This is a genomic window from Arcticibacter sp., assembly GCF_053551015.1.
The window spans coordinates 60,715-82,971 of record NZ_JBMQOB010000022.1 but is presented as its reverse complement, the minus strand read 5'-3'; the positions used below and the strand labels follow the sequence as shown (position 1 = coordinate 82,971).

General features: G+C 45.4%; 21 protein-coding genes. 10 read left to right on the top strand and 11 right to left on the bottom strand.

Annotated elements, in window-relative coordinates:
- Positions 1-25 precede the first annotated feature (25 nt).
- The 3 genes from ACO1NU_RS15720 to ACO1NU_RS15710 all read left to right on the top strand — a co-directional run bounded on the left by ACO1NU_RS15720 (position 26) and on the right by ACO1NU_RS15710 (position 1,874).
- Positions 26-856 (top strand): alpha/beta hydrolase, encoded by an 831-nt coding sequence (locus ACO1NU_RS15720; RefSeq protein WP_448819450.1) that lies wholly within the window; start codon positions 26-28, stop codon positions 854-856.
- 3 nt (positions 857-859) lie between these two features.
- Complete coding sequence (locus ACO1NU_RS15715) at positions 860-1,333, top strand: DUF4112 domain-containing protein (RefSeq protein ID WP_448819449.1); 474 nt, start codon at positions 860-862, stop codon at positions 1,331-1,333.
- Between the two features lie 175 nt (positions 1,334-1,508).
- Positions 1,509-1,874 (top strand): response regulator, encoded by a 366-nt coding sequence (locus tag ACO1NU_RS15710; protein ID WP_448819448.1) that lies wholly within the window; start codon positions 1,509-1,511, stop codon positions 1,872-1,874.
- 36 nt (positions 1,875-1,910) lie between these two features.
- Here the strand turns inward: ACO1NU_RS15710 and ACO1NU_RS15705 are convergent, their stop codons facing one another.
- The 4 genes from ACO1NU_RS15705 to ileS all read right to left on the bottom strand — a co-directional run bounded on the left by ACO1NU_RS15705 (position 1,911) and on the right by ileS (position 7,141).
- Entirely contained in the window at positions 1,911-2,609 is a 699-nt protein-coding gene (locus ACO1NU_RS15705; protein ID WP_448819447.1) for an SIMPL domain-containing protein, read from the bottom strand.
- A gap of 104 nt (positions 2,610-2,713) precedes the next feature.
- Entirely contained in the window at positions 2,714-3,364 is a 651-nt protein-coding gene (locus ACO1NU_RS15700; RefSeq protein WP_448819446.1) for a lipoprotein signal peptidase, read from the bottom strand.
- Complete coding sequence (locus ACO1NU_RS15695; protein WP_448819445.1) at positions 3,364-3,747, bottom strand: TraR/DksA family transcriptional regulator; 384 nt, start codon at positions 3,745-3,747, stop codon at positions 3,364-3,366. Before ACO1NU_RS15695 ends, ACO1NU_RS15700 begins: the two co-directional genes overlap by 1 nt.
- Position 3,748: 1 nt before the next feature.
- Entirely contained in the window at positions 3,749-7,141 is a 3,393-nt protein-coding gene (ileS, locus tag ACO1NU_RS15690; protein ID WP_448819444.1) for an isoleucine--tRNA ligase, read from the bottom strand.
- A 195-nt stretch (positions 7,142-7,336) separates the two neighbouring features.
- On the opposite strand from ileS, the gene ACO1NU_RS15685 reads away from it, so the two are divergent.
- On the top strand, positions 7,337-7,612 hold the full coding sequence (locus tag ACO1NU_RS15685; RefSeq protein ID WP_448819443.1) for a signal peptidase: 276 nt from the start codon (positions 7,337-7,339) through the stop codon (positions 7,610-7,612).
- A gap of 35 nt (positions 7,613-7,647) precedes the next feature.
- Positions 7,648-8,376 carry a DNA repair protein RecO gene (gene recO, locus ACO1NU_RS15680; protein ID WP_448819442.1) on the top strand — a complete coding sequence of 243 codons (729 nt, stop codon included), beginning with the start codon at positions 7,648-7,650 and terminating at the stop codon, positions 8,374-8,376.
- On the opposite strand, the gene ACO1NU_RS15675 is transcribed toward recO, so the two are convergent.
- Positions 8,366-8,734 (bottom strand): response regulator, encoded by a 369-nt coding sequence (locus ACO1NU_RS15675; protein ID WP_448819441.1) that lies wholly within the window; start codon positions 8,732-8,734, stop codon positions 8,366-8,368. The two genes, recO and ACO1NU_RS15675, sit on opposite strands and share 11 nt — an antisense overlap.
- Before the next feature lie 586 nt (positions 8,735-9,320).
- Positions 9,321-10,592 (bottom strand): serine--tRNA ligase, encoded by a 1,272-nt coding sequence (gene serS / locus ACO1NU_RS15670; RefSeq protein ID WP_448819440.1) that lies wholly within the window; start codon positions 10,590-10,592, stop codon positions 9,321-9,323.
- A gap of 69 nt (positions 10,593-10,661) precedes the next feature.
- Here serS and rsmI point away from each other — a divergent pair, with 69 nt between their 5' ends.
- Genes rsmI through lnt form a run of 3 tightly spaced genes read left to right on the top strand, consistent with a single transcriptional unit; the run spans position 10,662 to position 13,614 of the window.
- Entirely contained in the window at positions 10,662-11,372 is a 711-nt protein-coding gene (rsmI, locus tag ACO1NU_RS15665) for a 16S rRNA (cytidine(1402)-2'-O)-methyltransferase (RefSeq protein WP_448819439.1), read from the top strand.
- Positions 11,362-11,994, top strand: a complete 633-nt coding sequence (locus tag ACO1NU_RS15660) for a PH domain-containing protein (protein WP_448819438.1) — start codon at positions 11,362-11,364, stop codon at positions 11,992-11,994. The genes rsmI and ACO1NU_RS15660 overlap by 11 nt, the downstream gene beginning before the upstream one ends.
- Positions 11,995-13,614 carry an apolipoprotein N-acyltransferase gene (lnt, locus tag ACO1NU_RS15655; protein ID WP_448819437.1) on the top strand — a complete coding sequence of 540 codons (1,620 nt, stop codon included), beginning with the start codon at positions 11,995-11,997 and terminating at the stop codon, positions 13,612-13,614. It abuts the gene before it with no gap.
- Positions 13,615-13,780: 166 nt separating this feature from the next.
- Here lnt and ACO1NU_RS15650 read toward each other — a convergent pair whose 3' ends face one another.
- From ACO1NU_RS15650 to ACO1NU_RS15640, 3 genes are all read right to left on the bottom strand, one after another.
- A complete protein-coding gene (locus tag ACO1NU_RS15650; protein ID WP_448819436.1) occupies positions 13,781-14,284 on the bottom strand; it encodes an RrF2 family transcriptional regulator in 504 nt (167 codons plus the stop codon).
- Between the two features lie 81 nt (positions 14,285-14,365).
- Positions 14,366-15,058 (bottom strand): precorrin-2 dehydrogenase/sirohydrochlorin ferrochelatase family protein, encoded by a 693-nt coding sequence (locus ACO1NU_RS15645; protein ID WP_448819435.1) that lies wholly within the window; start codon positions 15,056-15,058, stop codon positions 14,366-14,368.
- A gap of 1 nt (position 15,059) precedes the next feature.
- A complete protein-coding gene (locus tag ACO1NU_RS15640) occupies positions 15,060-17,153 on the bottom strand; it encodes a HEPN domain-containing protein (protein ID WP_448819434.1) in 2,094 nt (697 codons plus the stop codon).
- A 157-nt stretch (positions 17,154-17,310) separates the two neighbouring features.
- Here ACO1NU_RS15640 and ACO1NU_RS15635 point away from each other — a divergent pair, with 157 nt between their 5' ends.
- Entirely contained in the window at positions 17,311-18,273 is a 963-nt protein-coding gene (locus tag ACO1NU_RS15635; protein WP_448819433.1) for an isopenicillin N synthase family dioxygenase, read from the top strand.
- 48 nt (positions 18,274-18,321) lie between these two features.
- Here ACO1NU_RS15635 and ACO1NU_RS15630 read toward each other — a convergent pair whose 3' ends face one another.
- Both ACO1NU_RS15630 and tilS read right to left on the bottom strand, forming a co-directional pair.
- Positions 18,322-18,804, bottom strand: a complete 483-nt coding sequence (locus ACO1NU_RS15630; protein ID WP_448819432.1) for a hypothetical protein — start codon at positions 18,802-18,804, stop codon at positions 18,322-18,324.
- Position 18,805: 1 nt separating this feature from the next.
- The gene (tilS, locus tag ACO1NU_RS15625; protein WP_448819431.1) at positions 18,806-20,143 is read right to left on the bottom strand and encodes a tRNA lysidine(34) synthetase TilS; all 1,338 of its coding nucleotides are present in this window, start codon (positions 20,141-20,143) and stop codon (positions 18,806-18,808) included.
- Between the two features lie 80 nt (positions 20,144-20,223).
- Between tilS and ACO1NU_RS15620 the strand changes: the two genes are divergently transcribed.
- Entirely contained in the window at positions 20,224-22,257 is a 2,034-nt protein-coding gene (locus ACO1NU_RS15620) for an OstA-like protein (RefSeq protein WP_448819430.1), read from the top strand.

Genomic DNA, 22,257 nt, shown 5'->3' with positions numbered 1-22,257 from the left:
TTTTTAAACCAGAACAATCCAATATATGAAACACCTCAAACTCTTATTTTTCTTGCCGGCTCTCTTGCTTGCCGGCGTTTGCTATGCGGGTAAAGTAGATACCGTAATTACTAAAAGCGCCGCCATGAACAAGACGATCAAGGCGGTGGTCATCACCCCCGACAATTACTCAGACAAGAAAGCGTACCCTGTTTTTTATTTGCTTCATGGCTTTGGCGGTAATTATAGCGACTGGGTGACTCGCACTCCCCAGCTGGCAAAGGCTGCTGATCAGTATGGAATGATCATCGTGTGTCCGGATGGCGGAGTAGGAAGCTGGTACCTGGATAGTCCGGTAGACCCTTCCTGGAAGTATGAGACTTACGTGGCGAAAGAGCTGGTATCCTGGGTCGACAAAAATTACAAGACGGTTGCTTCTCGTAGCGGGAGGGCAATTGCCGGCCTGAGTATGGGAGGACATGGCGCCTTGTATCTGGCATTTCGCCATCAGGATGTATTTGGCGCTGCAGGCAGCCTGAGTGGCGGGGTAGACATCCGGCCGTTTCCGCTGAACTGGCAATTATCACAACGCCTGGGAAGCTATACGAGCGCTCCAGAGAACTGGGAGAAGAATACCGTCATTAACATGCTGAACTTACTTACACCCAATGCCCTGTCGCTGATCATTGACTGTGGTACGGGAGATTTCTTCTACCAGGTGAATGAAAATCTGCATGCGAAATTACTGGAGCGTAATATTCCTCACGATTATATTACAAGACCAGGGGTCCATAATTGGGACTATTGGATAAACTCTATTGATTTCCAGTTGTTGTTCATGGACAAGTTCTTCAAAAAGTCTGCTAAACAACAATAGAAATTGAAATCACCGGAATCACTGCAAACATCGAATCGTTTAATCTGGGTAGAGCGGATGGCCAGGTTAATGGATAATCAATTTCGGTTTCCAGGAACCCAATTCAGGTTTGGCCTGGATCCTCTTCTGAACTTTATACCGATACTGGGAGATGTTTCGGGATTTTTGCTATCATGCGTCATTCTGGCGACCATGCTCAAGCATGGGGTTAGCCGAAAGCTGGCGATACTGATGGCACTGAATATCCTGGTAGATGCAGTGATTGGTGGAATCCCGCTGATCGGCCAGGTGTTTGATTTTTATTATAAGGCGAATGCACGGAATATTCGGCTTTTGAAGGAGCATTACCAGGAAGGAAAGCATCAGGGAAGTGGCTGGGGTTTGATCATTGTCATTTTCCTGGTGATGTTTGCTATGCTGGCAGGCCTGATTTATTTGCTTGTGCAACTGGCAACCTGGCTTAAGGATCTTTTTTAAAGTTGCGCATATTCGGTTATCGTTTGTCAACCGTGTCTTCCTGAATTCTTGAATACCCGCCGCGCACCACCGTCGCTACAAGGGATATGGGGCTGCTCGGAAAGAATATTCAAGCGGATGTAAATAAATTCAGATTATATGGGTTGCTGGTATTTTTGTGCTACTTTTAGTTCTAATGAAGCGTATACTGATATTTGATGATGATGCCGACATTCTGGATATATTAAAGTATCTGTTGGCGGATAATGGTTGGGATGTGCATACGCGGAGCAATTGCAATGATTTGCTGGAAGCCGTAGAGGCATGTGAACCAGATATTATCCTGATGGATAACTGGATTCCTGATACGGGAGGAATAACAGCAACCCAGACTTTGAAAAATAATGAGCGGTATAGAGGCATTCCGGTGATTTACTTTTCAGCCAATAACAACATCAAGTTGCTTGCGGATGAAGCAGGTGCTGATGCCTGGCTGGCGAAACCTTTTGACCTTAATGATCTGGAGATTATGCTGGAATCGTATAAACAAAGAAGCCTCTGATTGCAGAGGCTTCTTTGTTTATACGGTAAATATGTCTTATTTGACCAGTTCGAAAACTACACGCATCTGGTAGTTCAGTTTGATCTGTTTAAAGTCGATCTCCGGAGAGAATGATTCGTCAGCGGTTTTAGACATCATCATGCTTGTGCGATAGATAGGCTGAGGATAAGATTCGTTGTTGATCTCCTGAATCTCTAAAGGATCACCGACCCGGTTATTCAAGGCTGCTGCCATAAAATCTGCCTTTTCTTTGGCGGCTTTAAGGGCTTTGATCTTCAGCTCTTTTTTAAGTGGCTCAATCTTGGAATAGTCATAACTTTCCACATTGGTATACTGAACCGCTTTCATGTCAAGTGCATCCATGAGCTTGTTATAGCTGTTTAGATTGGTCACTTTCAGCCGATATTGTTTAGCAACCAAAAAATCGGGGTTTTTCTTTTTTTCCCAGTTATAATTGTAGCCGGAGATGTTGTTGATGGTCAGGTTTTCTTTAGGAATTCCCGCCGCCTGAACCGCATTGTAGAGCTGTGTTTCGATGGTGTTGATCTCTACTTTCTTCTTGCTGTTATTGTCTTTGAAGTATTCTTTCAGAGATATACCCAGATAGATAATATCGGGAGTGACTTCCATTTCAGAAGTGCCATTCACTTCAATCTTTCGGCGGGTGTCTACGGTCTGGGAAAAGAGATGAGTTGTGAAGATGCTAAGTATAGCAAGTACAATTAAGCGTTTCATGTGTTCGTGTTTGTGTGTTTAACTTATAAAAGGGATGATTGTTTGTGACCGATTCCACAAACAACCATCCCTTTTATTAAACTATAGTTAAGAAAGCTTGGGGATTATTCCTCAATTATCTCATTATGAGGATAAATATTTTCTTGCTTTTCTTCCTTGAAATAAACTTTCTGGAAGATCAATATGGCAATTACCCCAATTGAAATGGCCGCATCTGCGATATTGAACACAGGTCTGAAGAATATAAAATCCTCTCCTGACCAGATAGGTGACCATTGAGGGATGGTTCCCTGAACGATTGGAAAGTAGAACATATCTACCACTTTTCCGTGAAAGAGGCTGGAGTAGCCACCTTCAGGAGGAAATAGCCTGGCAGGCTGGAAGTAGGTGCTTTCACTAAAAATCATTCCGTAGAAAGTAGAATCAATGATGTTCCCCATTGCCCCTGCGAATATAAGCGCTACGTTAAGGATGAGCCCCCTGTGATATTTATGTTTCACCAGGTGGATTACTCCGTATCCGATGGCACAAACGGCGACTATGCGGAAGAGCGTAAGAGCCAGCTTACCGGCTTCACCGCCGAACTCCATACCGAAAGCCATACCGTTGTTTTCGGTGAAATGTATAATAAACCAATCGCCGAGAACGTGAAACTCTTGTCCCAGGCTCATGTTCAGTTTAATCCAGAACTTAAGAACCTGGTCTGCAAGTAAGACCAGAAAAATAGCCAAAAAAGGCTTGAAGTAAGCTTTCATTAATTCTGCCTCATTTTTGCTTCCATGCTCAATGTAGCATGAGGTACTGCACGCAGACGTTCTTTAGGGATCAGTTTACCGGTTTCACGGCATACCCCGTACGTCTTGTTCTCGATACGCACTAAAGCTGCTTCCAGGTTTTCAATGAACTTTTTCTGGCGTGCTGCAAGCTGATTGATCTGCTCTTTTTCAAGAGTGGCAGAACCATCTTCCAGCGTTTTGTATGTTCCGGCGGTATCATCAGTACCGTTTAAATTTGGGTTACTCAACGACTGAGTCAGCGACGCAAGCTCCTCTTTTGCAATGCGGAGCTTTTCTAGTATAATGTCTTTAAATTCCTTTAATTCGGAGTCGGAGTAGCGGGTTTTTAGGTTGTTTTCCATGTTATGCCTTTGTAATCAAAATCGTTAATTCCTGTTCATCTATTTGAACTTTATCACCGGTGGCCAGAGCAGGCACTAATTCAAAAGAGTCGGCGAGAATTTCGGCCTTAATATAGGATAAATTATTTATTATCGCTTCAGATACAGGGGATGGACAAACAGCCTCTACCTTTATTTTATCTGTTACTTCAAAACCCTGTTCTTTACGGATATTCTGAATCCTGTTTATTACTTCTCTTGCCGTTCCTTCTTGCTTCAGCTCGGTTGTTATCGTAACATCTAACGCAACTGTTAGTTTTCCGATATTTGTAACTTGCCATCCCGGTACATCTTCTGCAATAATCTCTGCATCTTCCGGATAGATATCGACATTCAGACCGTCTTTGGAGAAGGTTGCCACGCCATTTTCTTCGAAGAGTGCAAGGTCTGACTGGCTCCAGGAATTAATGTAGGCTGCTACATCTTTCATGGATTTACCGGCCTTTGGACCTAGCGACTTGAAGTTCGGTTTCACTTTCTTCTTGATGATGCCGGATGTATCGCTGATGTATTCAATACTCTTTATATTCGTTTCGGAAAGAATCAGTTCTTTTACCAGATCAACCTTTTGCTGGAAATGACTGTCGAGCACAGGAAGAAGGATCTTGTTTAATGGCTGGCGTACATTTATTCCTACTTTCTTTCTTAGCGAAAGGATCATGGATGAAATGTTCTGAGCCAATGACATGCGTTCTTCCAGCGCTGCATCTACACGTGTTTCGTCGTATGCCGGAAAGTCAGTCAGGTGAATGGATTCAGCCTGTTCTTTTCCGGTGATGGAGTTCAAATCAAGGAACAGTCTTTCACTAAAGAACGGCGCGATAGGCGACATAAGTTTAGCGATGGTGCTCAGGCAAGTGTAAAGTGTTTGATATGCGGAGATTTTATCCTCTGAATAATCGCCTTTCCAGAAGCGGCGGCGGCATAGTCTTACATACCAGTTGCTCAGGTGTTCGTCCACAAATTCCTGTATGGCACGGGCTGCGCGGGTCGGCTCAAAGTCGCCATAAAAGCCGTCAACGCCTTTGATTAGCGTATTCAGTCGGGAGATGATCCATCTGTCGATCTCCGGACGTGCTTCAGGGGCGATTTCTGCTTCTGCGTAGCTGAACTTATCGATGTTGGCATACAATGCAAAGAACGCGTAGGTGTTATAGAGCGTACCAAAGAATTTACGGCGCACTTCATCAAGACCTTCCTCGTTGAATTTAAGGTTATCCCATGGAGAGGCATTGCTGATCATGTACCAACGGGTAGCGTCGGCACTGTATTTCTCAATGGTCTCGAAGGGATCAACGGCATTGCCCAGACGCTTTGACATCTTGTTGCCGTTTTTGTCCAGCACCAGTCCGTTTGATACTACATTCTTGAACGATACAGAGTCGTTCAGCATGACGGAGATTGCGTGGAGGGTAAAGAACCATCCACGAGTCTGATCTACCCCTTCAGCGATGAAATCAGCAGGGTACGCCTTGTCAAACTCTTCTTTGTTCTCGAAAGGATAGTGCCATTGTGCGAAAGGCATGGCGCCTGAATCAAACCAAACGTCGATCAGGTCGGGTTCTCTGTACATCTTCTGTCCGGATGGAGACACCAGAATGATGTCGTCTACATACGGGCGGTGGAGGTCGAAAGTGCCATCTGCATACGTGTTTGCCAGCGTGGAAAGTTTTGTTGTTTCTTCCGCTGTAAGCGTGCCTGACAATAGTGCCTCGTTTATTTTTGTTTTCAGTTCTTCAACAGATCCGATGCAAAGTTCTTCGGTTCCATCCTGTGTGCGCCAGATTGGAAGAGGAGTACCCCAGTATCTGGAGCGCGAAAGGTTCCAGTCTACAAGATTTTCGAGCCAGTTGCCGAACCTTCCTGTTCCTGTCGCTTCTGGCTTCCAGTTGATCTCTTTATTGAGCTCGACCATGCGTTCTTTCAGCGCAGTGGTTCTGATGAACCAGCTATCGAGCGGGTAATACAATACCGGCTTGTCAGTTCTCCAGCAATGTGGATAGCTGTGTTCGTATTTCTTTACGTCAAATGCTTTATTTTCTTCCTTCAGCTGGATGGCGATCAGGACGTCGGTGGGTCTGAAACCTGGTTGGTTTCTGATCTCGTCGGTATAATATTCTTCTTTTACATATTTGCCTGCGAAGTCAGTCACCTCATCCACGAATTTGCCTTGTCTGTCCACCAGTGGATATTCGTTACCACGTTCGTCGGTAACCATCACGGAAGGTACGTTGTTTTCGCGTGCAACGCGGAAGTCATCAGCACCAAATACAGCTGCAATATGTACTACACCGGCACCATCCTCTGTAGTAACGAAATCACCCGGAATAACGCGGAATGCATCTTTTTCAAGTTTTTCGCTGGTTACATAAGGCATAAGCTGATGATAGCGCAAGCCGATGAGGTCTTCTCCTTTGAATTCTCCGGCAATTTCCCATGGAATAATCTTGTCGCCGCCTTTATAGTCCTGGAAGGAAGCATTCTCTCCTTCAGCTTTGAAGTGCTTAAGAACAAGGTCTTTCGCCAGTATTACACTTACAGGAGCGTAGGTGTATTGGTTGAAGGTTCTTATTTTGACATAAGTAATGTTCTTTCCTACCGCCAGGGCGCAGTTAGATGGGAGCGTCCAGGGAGTGGTGGTCCATGCCAGCATTACAGTATCTTCCGCTTCGTTCTGGAAGAGGATCGTTGTTAGCGGATGAATCTGATCTTTCCTGAGGCGGAACTGAGCCACGATGGAAGTGTCCTTCACGTTGCGATAGGTACCCGGCATGTTGAGCTCGTGCGAGCTTAGTCCGGTTCCGGCAGCGGGAGAGAAGGGCTGAACGGTATAACCCTTGTATAGGAGTTTCTTGTTGTAGAGCTCTTTTAAGATCCACCACAATGACTCGATGTAGTTGTTTTCGTATGTTACGTAAGGATTATCAAGGTCTACCCAATAGCCCATTTTTTCGGTAAGATCATTCCATACATCCGTATAGCGCATGACCTCACTGCGACAGGCCGCATTGTATTCTTCTACGGTGATCTTCTTTCCGATATCCTCTTTGGTAATACCGAGAGTCTTCTCTACGGCAAGTTCGATCGGAAGGCCGTGCGTATCCCATCCGCCTTTGCGTTCCACCCGGAAGCCTTTGAGGGTTTTATACCGGCAGAAAATGTCCTTAATGCTGCGTCCCATTACGTGATGGATTCCCGGCATGCCATTGGCAGAGGGAGGTCCTTCGTAGAATGTATATGGTTTGGAAGCCGGTCTGTTGGAGATACTCTTCTCGAAAATCTTATTGTTTTTCCAGTATTCGAGTATTTCTTTTCCTGTAGTAGATAAATTTAGTTGTTTATATTCTTTGTACATCAGCGCTTTAACCCAATTTTTGAGGTGCAAAGTTAAGAAAATACACGCCAATAATTAAATTAAGCCAGAAAAACAAGTCTTCTATTGAGGGCGGCAAAAAAATATCAAAATGACGGTGTTGTTCGCGCTGTGCTATGCACGCATGGGGTTTGCTTGTGGCACGTGCTTTGCTTAGTTTTGGCTATGAATAAGTTTATGAAACGAGGTTTGATTCTGGTAGCCATCGGAGTCGGCCTGAACCTTCTGGGGTATTCCATTAAACGTAACGCATTTGATGATTATGGATGGGCGATGATCCTGGGAACATTATTGTTCGGTATTGGGTTCGTGTCTATATTTTATTCATTTGTACGAAAAGTGGAGTATAAAGGGATCATTGAAGAGCGTGCCGTAGAAGCAGAAAAGAAAGAGCAGAGAGAAAACGAATTGAATGAAACGGATCCTCCAGCCAGTGTGCAGGCACATTCGTAATACCCTTGCCAAGGCTTGTCATTTATCTGATTGCGATGTTGCATAAGACCCGGGGCATTGTTTTTAAGGCCACTGACTATTCGGAGAGTAGCGTTGTTGTTCAAGTGTTTACGGAGAAGTTCGGTCTCCAATCTTATCTGGTAAATGGAGCGAGGAAGCCACGAGCGAAGATCCGTATGAATATGATCCAGCCTTTGCACCTGCTGGATATGGTAGTATATCACAAGCCGAATGGCGGCATTCAGCGTATTTCAGAGCTTCGGAATGTACCCTTATTTGAATCTTTGCCTTACGATCTAACGAAAAGCAGTTTGGCTTTGTTTCTGAATGAGGTTTTATACAAGGTGGTTAGGCAACATCATGATGATCCTCCTCTTTTCGAGTTTATGTTTCACAGTATTGCATTGTTAGACAGGATGGACGCTGGTCTGAATAATTTCCATCTATGGTTTCTGCTTCACCTGAGCAGATATCTCGGCTTTTATCCGGAAAGAACTAATGAGCGTATCTCAGCCTATTTCGATCTTAGGAATGGCGTTTTTACGAACGTTCCGCCGGGACATGTTCACTTCCTTCATGGTTCCTTAACGAAGAAGTTCAGTGAGTTGCTAGACTCTCGTATTGAGGGATTGCATCTGCTGCAGATCAACAATTCCGAAAGGAGGGAACTGTTGGGAAGAGTGCTGGATTACTACCGCTTGCACGTAGATAGCTTTTCAGAAATCCGCTCTCATAAAATTATAGAAGAAGTTCTTAGTCCTTAAATCCTGCTACCCGTTCGATCACATTCTCGAGTTCATTCAGATCGAAAGGTTTCTCCAGGTAGGTATCTGCTCCGGCTTTGCTGGCGAGTGACTGGATATCGTTGTTAGCCGAGAAATATACCACGGGAATACTTTTAAGGTCTGCTTCTGCTTTAATGGCCTGAGTTGCGACGACTCCACCTGAATCCGGGATCCAGTTATCCATCAGGATTACGTTGGGGTAAAATGCCCTTACAGTGTTCACGATGTCATTGCAATGGGGGGACGTTTTTACCTCCCAGCCCAGTTCCTGAAGTATGTAGGTGCAGATTGACAGTATATCTGTATCGTCATCAAAAATTAGTATCCGTTTAGACATTCCAGTTCCCTTGATTAAAGCAGCTTAACACGATTTCCTTAGAGGATTATAACCGGATTCCTTGATTATTGTTTTACAGAAAAAGCGTTTTTGTAATAAGGGCGATACGGTCGTTTTGCAACAGCCTGAAAATCAATCCTAAAGTTTATTTCAAAATTTCCTAAATGTTAAAAAATGTGAAAAGACTTGTGTCAGGTAGTATTTAAATGTATCTTTGACACATAAAGTTTTAGGAAAATTCTTCTCTAAGGATTTTTTTTAAGATTTAGGTTTATAATTGGTTAGTTTGAGCTCCTGCCCATCAGGAGCTTATTTTTTGTCCCCACTTTTTACGACTTTTTATCGCCGCAGATGAGCGTGCGAAGTATTCTGTTTAAACCCGCGTGTCTTTACTGAGAAGTTTTTATTACTCACATCCGGATGTGATTCTCACTAGCTATGATTTTTGAAGCGCACTTGCGTTATTGGAGCATGGTAATGCTTCGGTTATAGCCGTTAGATCACAACCGAAAGTCCTTGTAAAAAAGAACTGCCGGCTTCGTTGCATTGCAAAGATCCCGGCAGTTTTTTATATAAGAATAGAATATTAGTCGATCCACTCAAAGCGCGTATAAGGAACAAGTGCGTCGGGGATTCTGATTCCTCTTTCAGTTTGATTATTTTCCAGTAGGGAAGCTACTATACGCGGTAAAGCGAGGGCGCTGCCATTCAGGGTGTGAGCAAGTTGTGCCTTGCCTTCTTTTCCTTTAAAACGCAGTTTGAGCCTGTTAGACTGAAAAGTCTCAAAGTTAGAAACGGACGATACTTCCAACCAGCGCTGCTGTGCGGCACTCCAGACTTCCATATCATAAGTCAGGGCAGAGGCAAAGCCCATGTCGCCACCGCAAAGACGAAGAACACGATAAGGTAGTTCAAGTTTCTGAAGCAGAGACTGCACGTGAGTGCTCATTTGTTCGAGGATATCGTAGGACTGATCAGGATGTGCGATCTGGACAATCTCCACTTTGTCGAACTGATGCAGGCGGTTCAGTCCTCTCACATGAGCGCCATAAGAACCTGCCTCCCGGCGAAAGCAGGGCGTGTATGCGCAATTTTTAATGGGAAGCTCATCTTCCTTAACGATCACATCACGGTATAGGTTGGTTACGGGTACTTCAGCTGTAGGGATGAGGTAAAGATTGTCTATGCCTACATGGTACATCTGGCCCTCTTTATCAGGCAGCTGCCCGGTTCCAAAGCCTGATGCTTCGTTTACGACAATGGGAGGTTGTACTTCCCTGTATCCTGCTTCTTCAGCGTTATCCAAAAAGAAATTGATCAGCGCACGTTGCAGTTTAGCTCCCTTTCCTTTGTAGACGGGGAATCCTGCACCTGCGATCTTATTGCCGAGTTCAAAGTCGATGATATCATACTTTGCTGCAAGCTCCCAGTGAGGAAGTGCATTTGCAGGAAGTTCAGGTTTCTCCCCGAATTCGAAGATGTTTTCGTTGTCTTCGGCCGTAGTGCCGTTAGAGACAGTAGAGTGTGGCAGGTTAGGAAGTAAAACGAGGTTCTTTTGCAACTCTTCTTCAGCATGAGCCAGTTGGTCGCCGAGCGTTTTGATCTGCTCTTTTAAACCTGCGGTTTTGCCTTTAAGTTCTTCAGCCTGTTCTTTCTGGCCGTTGCGCATCAACTCACCGATCTGCTTAGCCATGGCGTTTGCTTCCGCAGAGATCGAGTCAAGCGAGGTCTGTGTTTGACGACGTTCTTCATCAAGTGAAATGATAGTGTCAACTAATTCAGGCTGTTTGAAATTTTTAACAGACAATCGTTCTAAAACCTTCTCTTTGTTCTCCCGGATATAACTAACTTGCAGCATCGTTGTAAATTTTTGTCAAAGATATGATCAGATGACTGTTTACATGAAGTTTTTGCATTTTTTTTGAATATGACAGGGAAACTCTATCTCGTACCCACTCCCATTGGAAACCTGGAGGACATCACGCTCAGAGCGATCCGGATTTTAAAAGAGGTGGACCTCATTTTAGCTGAAGATACACGTACCAGCGCACCTCTACTTAAACATTTTGGAATCGATAAGAAGGTTTACGCACACCATCAACATAATGAACACAAGGCAAGTTCGGAGATTGTGAGATTCTTGCAGGAAGGGCAGAATGTTGCCCTGATCTCTGATGCAGGTACTCCTGCGGTATCTGATCCGGGGTTTTATCTGGTGCGTGAGGTGCTTAAGAATGACATCGAAATTGAGTGTCTTCCCGGAGCTACCGCTTTTGTGCCTGCTTTGGTAAATTCTGGTTTGCCTACTGATCGCTTTACGTTCGAGGGCTTTTTGCCCGTAAAAAAAGGACGCCAGACGCGTTTAAAGGAGTTGGCGGAGGAGCCACGTACAATGATCATCTATGAGTCGCCCCACCGGCTTCTCAAATCCCTTGAGGAGTTTATAGTGGTGTTCGGAGAAGATCGCCCGGCTTCTGTTTCGAGGGAGCTTACGAAGATGTTCGAGGAAACAGTACGGGGAAGCTTGTCGGATATCAGGTCATATTATGAATCGCATACCCTGAAAGGGGAGTTTGTGGTGATCATAGGAGGTAAAGAAGGAAAGAAAAACACTAATAAAAAAGAACATGAACTTTGAGCAGTTTTTAATAGATGAACAAGATCCTAAGGCTGTTGAAAAAATCCTGGGAAAGTTGAATGACATGCTTACACCAGGAGAAGAGGTCTTATACCTTGCCGTGCAGAAGAAACCCGCCGTCACGCTGGTACCGGATACGGTGGCTGTAACCAGCAAGCGCCTGTTCTTTTGTATTCCGGGGAATTTGGGTCTGACAACAAATTTTGAGATTTATTCATGGAAGGATATCAAAGAGGTATCGTTTAAAGAAGAGTTTTTTGGTGCGCGCTTTACCGCTGTTCCGCTTAGCGGGGAGAACTTTACGGTAGACTACATTCCTAAGGTTCAGGCGAGGAAGCTTTATCAGTTTTCGAATCAACAAATTGACCGTTTGAAAGCGGAATTAAAACAAGAGCAATATCTAAAGGAGCAGCAGCTGCGTATGGAGCGGGAGAGGGAGTCAGCGACCCTGTCGGAAGTTGCTCAGGCAGTTGTTCCTGAACCAGCTGTACAAGCAGCTCAGGAGGCTCCGGAAGATGAGATGACCATGAAATTGAAGAAGCTGAAAGTGCTTTTCGAGAAGCAGCTGATCTCTCAGGAGGAGTATGAAGCGAAGAAGTCGGATATATTATCTCAGTTTTAAGTGAAAAGAAATTATTTTCTCGCTATTATAAGTGCGTTTCTGTTGTGGCTTGCCTGGCCGCCGATGTCGTTTACTGCGCCGATACTGCTTGTGGCCTTGGTGCCTCTGCTTCGTGCAGTAGAAAATGTGATACAATCTGATCTTCCCCGGAAGGGACGGAAGGTGTTTATGCTGTCAGGCCTGACTTTTCTGATCTGGAATACCTCCTGCATCTACTGGGTATTTAATTCCTTAAGCGCTGTACTGAACGTTTGGGTGGCATCGTTGATTTCGATAATACCATTTGGTCTTGCGGCCGTTTTGATGACGCTTGCATTCTGGTTGTATTACCAGCTGAGAAGAACTTCTGGTAGGTTACTGAGTTTTGCGGGACTGATCAGCTTTTGGATTGCATACGAATATCTCCATCAAAGCTGGGACCTGCAATTTCCATGGATGAACCTGGGAAACGGCTTTGCTGAGACAACCCGATTGATTCAATGGTATGAGTTTACCGGGGTTTATGGGGGGACACTGTGGATCCTGGTTGCCAATATCCTTGCGTTTGAATTGAGTGACCAGGACGATTCTTCGGCGGTCGGCTATAAGCTTAAAAAAAGGCTGACATTGGGCCTCTTGCTCTGGGTAGCTATTCCGATTACTGCGTCCATCATGATGTATAGTCGCTATACAGAAGCACCGAATCCGGCCAATGTGGTCGTGGTGCAACCGAATGTAGATCCTTACGACAAGTGGAGTAAGTCGCCAGCCGCCCAGGTTGATGAGCTTATCAGGCTTTCTGATTCGCTGGGGCAGCCCAATACTGAATATTTTGTATGGCCTGAAACGGCTATCTCACAAATGACCGACGAGTACCGGGTACATCAGGATCTGAATTTTGTGAAGATCCAATCGTTTCTGTCTAAATACCGGAATGGAAACGTTTTATCAGGTATCGAGAGCTTCAGATTATATGAGAAGGCGGAAACTCCTACGGCTGCGTATAATGAGTCGTTTGGCAAGTACCTGGATTATTATAATGCCGCCATTAATATCGAGAACTCATCGAAGGTGCAGTTTTATCATAAGTCCAAGCTGGTCCCAGGCGTCGAATCACTTCCTTTTGCAACGGCTCTCAGCTTTATGAAGCCGGTCTTTGCTGCATTTGGCGGATCGTCAGGAGGGTTTGGTAAGCAAGACAAACCATCGGTGTTCTTTTCTCAGAGCGGAATGGGCGTTGCGCCGGTGATCTGCTATGAGTCGATTTGGGGAAGTTATGTAGCCGACTATATCCGCGAAGGGGCGCAGTTCATTGCTATAATCACGAATGATGCATGGTGGGGAAATACCTCCGGAAAGGATCAGCATCTGGCGTATGCACGCCTGCGAGCAATCGAAACACGAAGATGGGTAGCGAGGTCTGCAAATACCGGAATTTCCGCTTTCATCAACCAAAGAGGTGATGTTATACAAGCATCGAACTGGTGGGTACCTACTGCTTTAAAGCAGGATATCAATCTGAACAGTGATCTGACCTTTTATGTTCGCTACGGAGATTGGATAGCCTGGCTTGGTTGTGTAGCTGCAGGAGGTTTGATCGTTCTGATCTTGCTTCGCAGGATGTCGGTTAGCAGAAAATGATCTGCAAAGAGGTGGCACACAGTATTTAAGAAAAATAAATGTAACTTTCTATCACGCAGGCCGTAGAAGAAGATAAGTTAAGTGATTTGACTTATAGAGTAGTTTTAAGCTAGGTTTTTTTTGTAAAAAGGGTTGTCCCACTCATCATGGGAACAACCCTTTTTTCTTATTCGACTATTCCGCCGAGATTTCCTTTAAAATCTTCTTCCGTTATATTCTCTGCCTGATTTTCGAGAAGCAGTGCTTTCATCTTGTCTTCACGTTCGATCATATCAGCCAGACTGGTTTCCCCGAGTATTTTGAGGGTGGCATCTCTGACATCTTTCATGACATCACGTATGCCGCAATAGAGTTCACTGGTACACTCTTCACAACGTTCGTAGAAGTTAAGGCTGACACATGGCAGAAGCGCGATTGGACCATCAATGATCCTGATAATAGCTGCGAGCTTTATCTCTTCTGCTTTTTTCATGAGGTAGTAACCACCACCCGCACCTTTCTTGCTGGCCAGAATGCCATTGCGTTTCATCTCCAGTAGTATGGCTTCCAGGAATTTTTTGGGAAGCTGCTCCTTCGATGCAATAGCCGAAATGAGCATAGGGGAATTCCCTTTATTTCTCGCTAAAGCCATCAGGGCTTTTACCGCATATTTCGTTTTCTTTGTTAGCAAAGCAAGTAGTATATAAAGTCAATAGCAAAGATAATATATAAATATTAGCAACGCTGAAAGCTGTATATATATTATAAATGCTTAGGAAACCGCAAGGAGGATATAGTAGCCTGCCAGCACGAGGAAGATCACAGCAATGATAAGGCTCAGAAGGTAGATAAACTTCCTGAAAGCCGATTGCTTTTTCTTCTCGGCTGTCATCACGCTGGTGATGTCGTTCAGTCGTTTAACCTTGTCATTGAAGTCGCCCTTGAGGCTGTTTCTGATGCGCTGCATATTGTTGAGCAGTTCATCCATCTCCTCAGGAATGGTTTCGTTGAGAACTTCTTTAATGCGCTTGGCAATGGTAGGAGATTTGCCGTTTGTGGATATAGCGATCTTCAGATTCCCTTTCTGTACGATCGAGCCGAGATAGAAATCGCACAGCTCAGGTTTGTCGGCCACATTGGTCAATACCTTTTTTTCTTTGCAAACGGAAGCAATACGCGAACTGATTTCGCTGTCGTTAATAGCCACAATGGCGAGATCTATACCTTCAAGATCACTCGCTTCAAAAGGGCGAACCAGGTAAGGAATATGGTGGGTTTCGAGGACGGACATGACATCCGGACTGATTTCTGGGGCTACAAGTCTGATGTTTGCCTCTGGGCTGTTGGCCAGCAGGGCACCCAGTTTCTCGAGAGCTACATAACCTCCGCCCACCAACAGGAGGTTGAGGTTATGTAGCTTAACGAAAATCGGGAATAGCGGGTTTCCTACAGATGTCTCCGTCATCTTATGCAAGTTGCAAATTCCGGAAGTCCTTCATCTGCTGATTAAACAGCTCAGACTGCTGGAAGTAATATGTGGCGAACTCCTTGGATGGTTCCTGCTGATTCATCTGATATACAAGATCATGGAAGCTTCCTGGAAGCGCGATCTTCTTTGTTTCTACGAACGCAGCATCGAAATCGCGGATAATGCCCGCCTGGGTATTGGTTTTTAAGCCCTCTGACACCAGTAGCGCCTTGGCCGAGTTTACAAATCCAGTATAGGAGTGATAAATAGAATCGGCGTATTCACCTGCTTCCAGAGCCTCACGTGACCAATCGATGCGTTCTTCTGCTTCAAAAAGCAGGGTAGCAACAAGGTCGATCATAACGCTGGCACATTCACCGATACCGATAGCCGGCTTGTAGGCTTCTGTATGCTCCCAGTCGATAAAGTCGTCAGGGGTGATATCTTCCGACTTGGCTATCGGGTTCAGCAGGTCATAGAAGTAAATCTTTCCCTGCCGTGTATAGTAGCTGTTATATAGTTCACCTTCTAGACGGTTTTCAAAATAGTCGTCGAGGAGGGTACGCAGAATCTGAGGCCCGCGTTTACTTGGCACCTTCACGATCTTCTCGGATGCTACACCCGTTCCATCGCCGGTGGGGCCACCTCCAAGTAGCACCTGCAGGGCAGGAGCAACCATTTTTCCAATTTTCATACTGGAGCCATGAAAGCCGATAGCTGCCATTGCATGCTGACCGCATGCATTGATGCAGCCACTGATCTTGATGGTGATGTCTTTGTTGTATATCAGTTCCGGGTACTCAGCCGCAATAACTCGTTCGAGTTCGCGGGTGATGCCTGTACTGTTGGATATACCCAAGTTACAGGTATCGGTACCCGGACAAGATGTGATGTCAATAACGCTTCCAAAGCCAGGTTCGGCAAGGCCCAGTTCATTCAATTTCTCGAAAACATAGGCCAGATTTTCTTCCCTGACGTAGCGAAGCATAATGCCCTGGGAATTAGTTAAGCGAATATCGTCTCCGGCAGCTTCACGAACAAGCTCCGCAAACTTCCTGGCTACAGGGGTTTTTATATCACCATTCTGCACGCGGATACCTATTGATACAAAACCTTCCTGCTTCTGGTTGAAAATATTCGTTTTCAGCCATTGTTCATATTTGGTAGGATTGCTGATCTGAGGAACGGGTAAAATGTTTCCTTCAGGCTCAGTGAAAGCGATGCTACGGTTAATTTTATAGGTCTTGTTTTTCAACGCCAGGCGCTCCTGCTCTGCGAGTTCCAGGAAAGCCTCTTTGCCAATATCCTGAATAAGGTATTTTAAACGTGCCTTATTACGCTTTGCACGTTCTCCATAGCGGTCGAAAATACGGATAACAGACTCAGCAAAAGGAATGATCAGGTCTTCGTGCATGAAGTCCGTTACATCCTCCGCAATATGCGGCTGAGAGCCAAGTCCTCCACCCAGTACTACCTTAAATCCTCTTATTTCTTCGCCATTCTCGATCCGCACTTTCGGAATGAAGCCCAGGTCATGCATGAATGCATATCCGGAGTCTTTTTCTGATGAAGAGAATGCCATCTTGAATTTTCTACCCATATCCTGACAGATTGGGTTTCTCAGGAAGTACTCGAAAGTAGCATGAGCATAGGGAGTGACATCAAACGGTTCATCCGGGTCTACGCCTGCCAGTGCTGAAGCAGTAACGTTTCTTACGGTGTTTCCGCAGGCTTCCCTTAGGGTCACTGCGTCTTTCTCCAATTCTGCCCATAATTCCGGGGTGCGCTCTAAACTGACATAGTGCAACTGAATGTCTTGTCTTGTCGTAATATGTAAGTTGCCGGTGGCATAATTATCTGATACATCTGAAATCCTGTACAGCTGCTGGATGGTCATTCTTCCGTATGGAAGCTTGATTCTTATCATTTGTACTCCAGGCTGTCTCTGGCCATAAACCCCGCGGGCTAAACGCAGACTGCGGAACTTCTCTTCATGAAGCTGTCCCTCTCTGAATAGCCTGATCTTCTTCTCAAGTTCGATTATGTCTTTCTGTACCAGTGGATTCTCTAGCTCTGTTCTGAAACCTTGCATTCTCTATAGAGTTGATATGTATTATCAAAAATAGCAATAATGAGGCACTATTCGAAATATTTCTAAAAGCTGATTCAGAGATGACTTTGGTCCTGTGCGGACGCCCTGCCGGCGCGGCAAATTCCATATCTTTGTTTATCAAACAAACAAACTAAAGATGGCTGAGATAAATATTCCGAGACTGGACCTGAACCACTATGTGAGCGGATCTGCAGAGCAGAAGAAGCAATTCTCTGAGGATATAGGAAAAGCGTTCACTGAAACCGGGTTTGTAACCATTGCCAACCATGGCATGACGCAGGAGTTAATGGATGAGCTTTATACGGAGGTGAAGAAGTTTTTCGACCTTCCGGAAGACCTCAAGAGGAAGTACGAGAAGCCTGAACTTGCAGGTCAGCGAGGTTATACAGGAAAGGGAAAGGAGAAAGCCAAAGGAGCACCGGTTCCTGATTTGAAGGAATTCTGGCAACGGGGACAAACCGTTACGGACGGAGATCCGGTGAAGGCTCAATATCCGGACAATATTATTGTTGATGAATTGCCGCGCTTCAACGAAGTGACGAAAGAAGTCTACGAACGCCTGGAGGTTGCCGGAAGGCACTTGTTGAAAGCTATTGCTGTTTACCTGGGTCTCACTGAGGATTATTTCGAGTCTAAAGTTCATAATGGTAATTCCATCCTGCGTGGAATTCACTATTTCCCGATCCTGGATCCTGACGCCTTAGCTCCGGATGCAGTACGTGCGGGAGCGCATGAGGATATCAACCTGATTACGCTGCTCATCGGCGCCAGTGCTGACGGACTTGAAGTCTTAACCCGCGCCGGAAACTGGTATCCTGTTAAAGCTCAGGTAGAAGATATTGTTGTTAATGTGGGAGATATGCTGCAGCGACTCACAAATAATAAGTTGAAGTCGACCACTCACCGTGTGGTAAACCCGCCAAGGGAGTTGATGAAGTCCTCAAGGTATTCGGTGCCTTTCTTCCTGCATCCTAAGCTGGAAATGGATCTTACTTGCCTGGATATCTGTATCGATGAGCAAAACCCGAAGGCATACACTGATATGACAGCCGGAGAGTATCTTGACGAACGTCTGAGAGAAATTGGTCTAAAGATGTAACACCTCTTCAAGGGTCTGCTGCGCATAGAAGACGGCAGGCCCTGTTCATTAGCTTTTCATTTCATTCCGAAGTGCCGACTCAAACTCCTCAGGGCACTGTGTTCCGATAATGTATTCCAGGCCATCCCGGTCTGTGAGAGTAAGTGCTTCTTTCCCGCCGGCATAGAATTTTATTTTTCCATTCGTGTGCAGATTGTATACCGGGTTATTTATCAGGTAAGAGCTGTACTTGGTGCGTTCAACTTTCACGATACTGTTCAGATCAATCTTGACCAATCGTGTTGTCCAGAGTCCGTCGATTATAACGCTTTTATTCCTTACTGTTGTGCGGTAATGGATCATAAATAACATCGCTACCGACCCGATCAGGATGGCTATGCCTACCAGTACCAATACCTCGGCAGTGCGCTCCTTGTTCGAGCTAAGATAGTATGCGCCAAAACAGAAGAGGGCCATCGTCAGCCTGACGCTGATACGGTTGTAATCTCTGCCCAGGTATTGTTTTTCTGTAAAGCTTGCTTGATCGCTCATGTTATTCGGATGCTTCTATGATGAAAATGTTTTTTGTGTCTTTGCTTACTCTATAGCGGTTGTCTGATCTGTAGCCGACGATCCAAAGGATATCGCCGTTTCCATTTTCCAGTATTCCAACGTCTTCTTTCGCAAAGCGGCTAAGTTTTTGGCTGATAAAAAAGTCACTGATTTTCTTCCTGCCTTTCATTCCCAGAGGATGGAAGTAGTCTCCCTGATTCCAAAGACGCAATTTAAGGGGGAATTGTAACAAGTCGGCATCTAAATATGCAATTTTACTATCCCCTGAAAATTTCAGTCCCTCCGCTGAGGCGTATCTGCAGGTAAACCTATTATCCTTCCACGAAAAGCACATTGTATCATCAGAGATGAGCGTATGCCCGGTCTCTGTAGCTGTTCGTGTTTTTAGGATTAACAGGTGTCTGTCGATTAATAAAGTATGGCTTCTTGATTCAAAGATCTTACCTGACTGGTTGTTCCAGGCGCCGGCAAGATCCTGCAAGGTTGTTTCACTAAAGTGGTAAGGCCTGAAAAGTTCGAAGAGCAACAGCTCCCGCGGATGGAGAGCGGCCAGAGATTCGATACTGATCTCCCACGTGTCCGCACTTAAAGGTTTAAAAAGCTGGCTGCGAAGCTTTTCTACCTCATGGTTAAGGAAGGTCTCCAGTTGAAGGAAACGACGGCTGTTCTGCTCAAACGTAAGGTCCAGCTCTTTGTTAAGCTCCTTCATCTTCGGGATTACCTCATGACGGATCTTGTTTCTGGCATACTTCACCGTTGCATTGGAACTGTCTTCCCGATAGTCGATCCCATTATCGGCAATGATGCTGCTGATCTCTTCTGAGCTAAGAAAAAGAAGTGGGCGGATGATACGATCCCTCTTGGCTAAGATTCCGTGAAGACCCGATATACCGGTTCCTCTGATCAGGTTAAGCAGTACGGTTTCCGTCGCGTCACTTTTATGTTGTGCCACGGCGATGTACTGATAGCCATGTTCGCCCCGTATTTCCTCGAACCAGGAGTAGCGGAGTTCTCTGGCAGCCATTTGAATCGAAATCTGCTGAGCGGATGCATGCTCTTTGGTATTGAAGCGCACTGTGTGGAAAGGCACACCAAGTTGCCCTGCCAGGCTGCGGGTGAATTCCTCATCCCCGTCGGACTCTGGGCCGCGAAGGCCAAAGTTGCAGTGTGCGATACCAAACTGTATACCTGCAGCGTAAAAGAGATGCGCCATCAGGACAGAGTCTTTTCCGCCACTCACCCCAAGTAACAAGCGGTCGGTAGTTCCGAACAAATTGTTTTGCGAGATGTATGACTGGAGTCTACCTGTTGGAAGCATCGTCAAAATTATTTAAATAACCGAAATAATGCTGATGATATCCATACAAATTACATGCTTAAAAAAACTAATTTTGTACTGTGAGAAAACTGATTTTTCTTTTTATCGCTCTTTTCCTTGTCTGTCATGCATCGGCACAAAAGAGAAGCCAGGTCCAGTTAACTAGTTCTACTGAAATAAAAGGTGTTGAAAAGGGTGGTATTCAATATTTCCGCGTGATCAATCCGGTATTCGTACAAGACGGATCTACCCTTCGTGCAGACAGCTCAGACTATAATCAGGCGGGAAATGCCTTCGATGCTTTCGGGCATGTCGTGATTACGCAGCCAGACGGGACCGTCATCTACTCGGATCTTCTGAATTACGATGGTAATACCAAGACAGCTATCCTGACCAATAACGTCCGTATGGTCGACAAGACTTCGACGCTGACGACAAACTATCTCACGTATAAGATGGCTACCAAGATAGGAACCTATATAGGTGGCGGCAAAATAGAAAACGGCAGGGATATTCTGACCAGTAAAAACGGTTATTACTTTGCCAGAACGAACGATGCATACTTTCGTTTTGACGTCGTTGTTAACACTCCTGACGCGCTTATAACCACCGATACCCTGAAGTACAATACAGCTTCCAAGATCGCCTATTTCTATGGGCCAACCACAATTAACGGCAAGAACGCGAATAAAGCATCCCGTTTATACACGGAAAACGGGCGGTATAACACCGTAACTGATCAGGCATGGTTTGGTAAAAAGAACTTGTACACCGAAGGTTCTAAATCCCTCAGGGGTGATAGCTTGTTTTATGATGGGAAAGGCGGTATGGGGAAGGCTATCAATAACATTACCTTTCTTGACACCGTTCAGAAAGTGATTCTCAAAGGTAATCAGGGAATCTACAGGCGTGCAGACGAAAGTGCGCTGGTTACCCGGAACGCCTATGTTGTAATGGAAGTCGAAAAAGATTCAGCTTCTGTTGACTCCATTTACATGACGGCAGATACACTTATGACGAAGCTGATACTGATGAAGGACCTGGTGCCGGCCAATCCTGAGCAGCTTAAGTCGGATGAGGAGATCGAAGAAGATCCCCAAGGTTCCATTACTGACGAGGGGGGAATTGTTATTCCGAAGAGGCTGGAAGCTCCCGCTGCACCGCCGAAAGTCGAACCCGAGAGAAAGCTTTCCAAAAAAGAGAGGAAGAAGAAAAAAGACACCGAAGCTGATGCTGCAGACCCCGCGCCTGCGGCACAGAATCCCCCGGCTCGGGCATCCTCAGCCGATACCGCATCTGCTTCATCGGGAATACGCTCACAGGCTCAGGCGCGTGACAGTGTTCCTCGAGCCCCAGACACGCTGGCCAGGAAAGGTGCAGCGGCTAAGAATGGACTAACTAAAGTCGCCGGTAAAGATACAACGTCGAAAAAAGCGGCATTCAATCCACAGGATACGGTTAAAACCAGAGTGATTCATGCCTTCCACAAAGTAAAGATCTATAAATCTGATCTTCAATCCCGTTCAGACTCCGCATTTTACAGCTACGCTGATTCCATTATCAGATGTTATACCAATCCGATCATTTGGACGCAGGGAACGCAGTTAACTGCAGATACGATCTTTCTGCAGATGAAAAACCAGAAGCTCGACAACATGCTCTTGCAGAATAATGGGCTTATTGTAAGTGCGGAAGGCGATTCCAGCCGCTTCAACCAGGTTAAAGGAAAAGTTTTAACCGGTTTGTTCAAGGACAGCAAGCTCGAAAGTATGTTCGTGGATGGTAACGCAGAGAGTATCTACTATACCCTGGAAGATAGTGTCTATACCGGGTTTAACCGCTCCTTAAGCAGCAGGATGAAACTGGAATTTGCCGACAGTAAGCTTAAACGGGTAGTCCTGGTGCGCAAGCCGGAAGGTAAGTATTATCCTATTGAGAAGGCCCCAAAGGACATGGAAATTCTGGAAGGCTTCATGTGGAAACCGAAAGACCGTCCGAGGTCCAAGGAAGAGATCATACCCGCATTGCGACCGAAGAAGACCGCTGTATCCACCAGGAAAACACCAGAAAAGGTCACCACAGGAAAGAAAGAATCTACAAAGAGCAAGACCTGA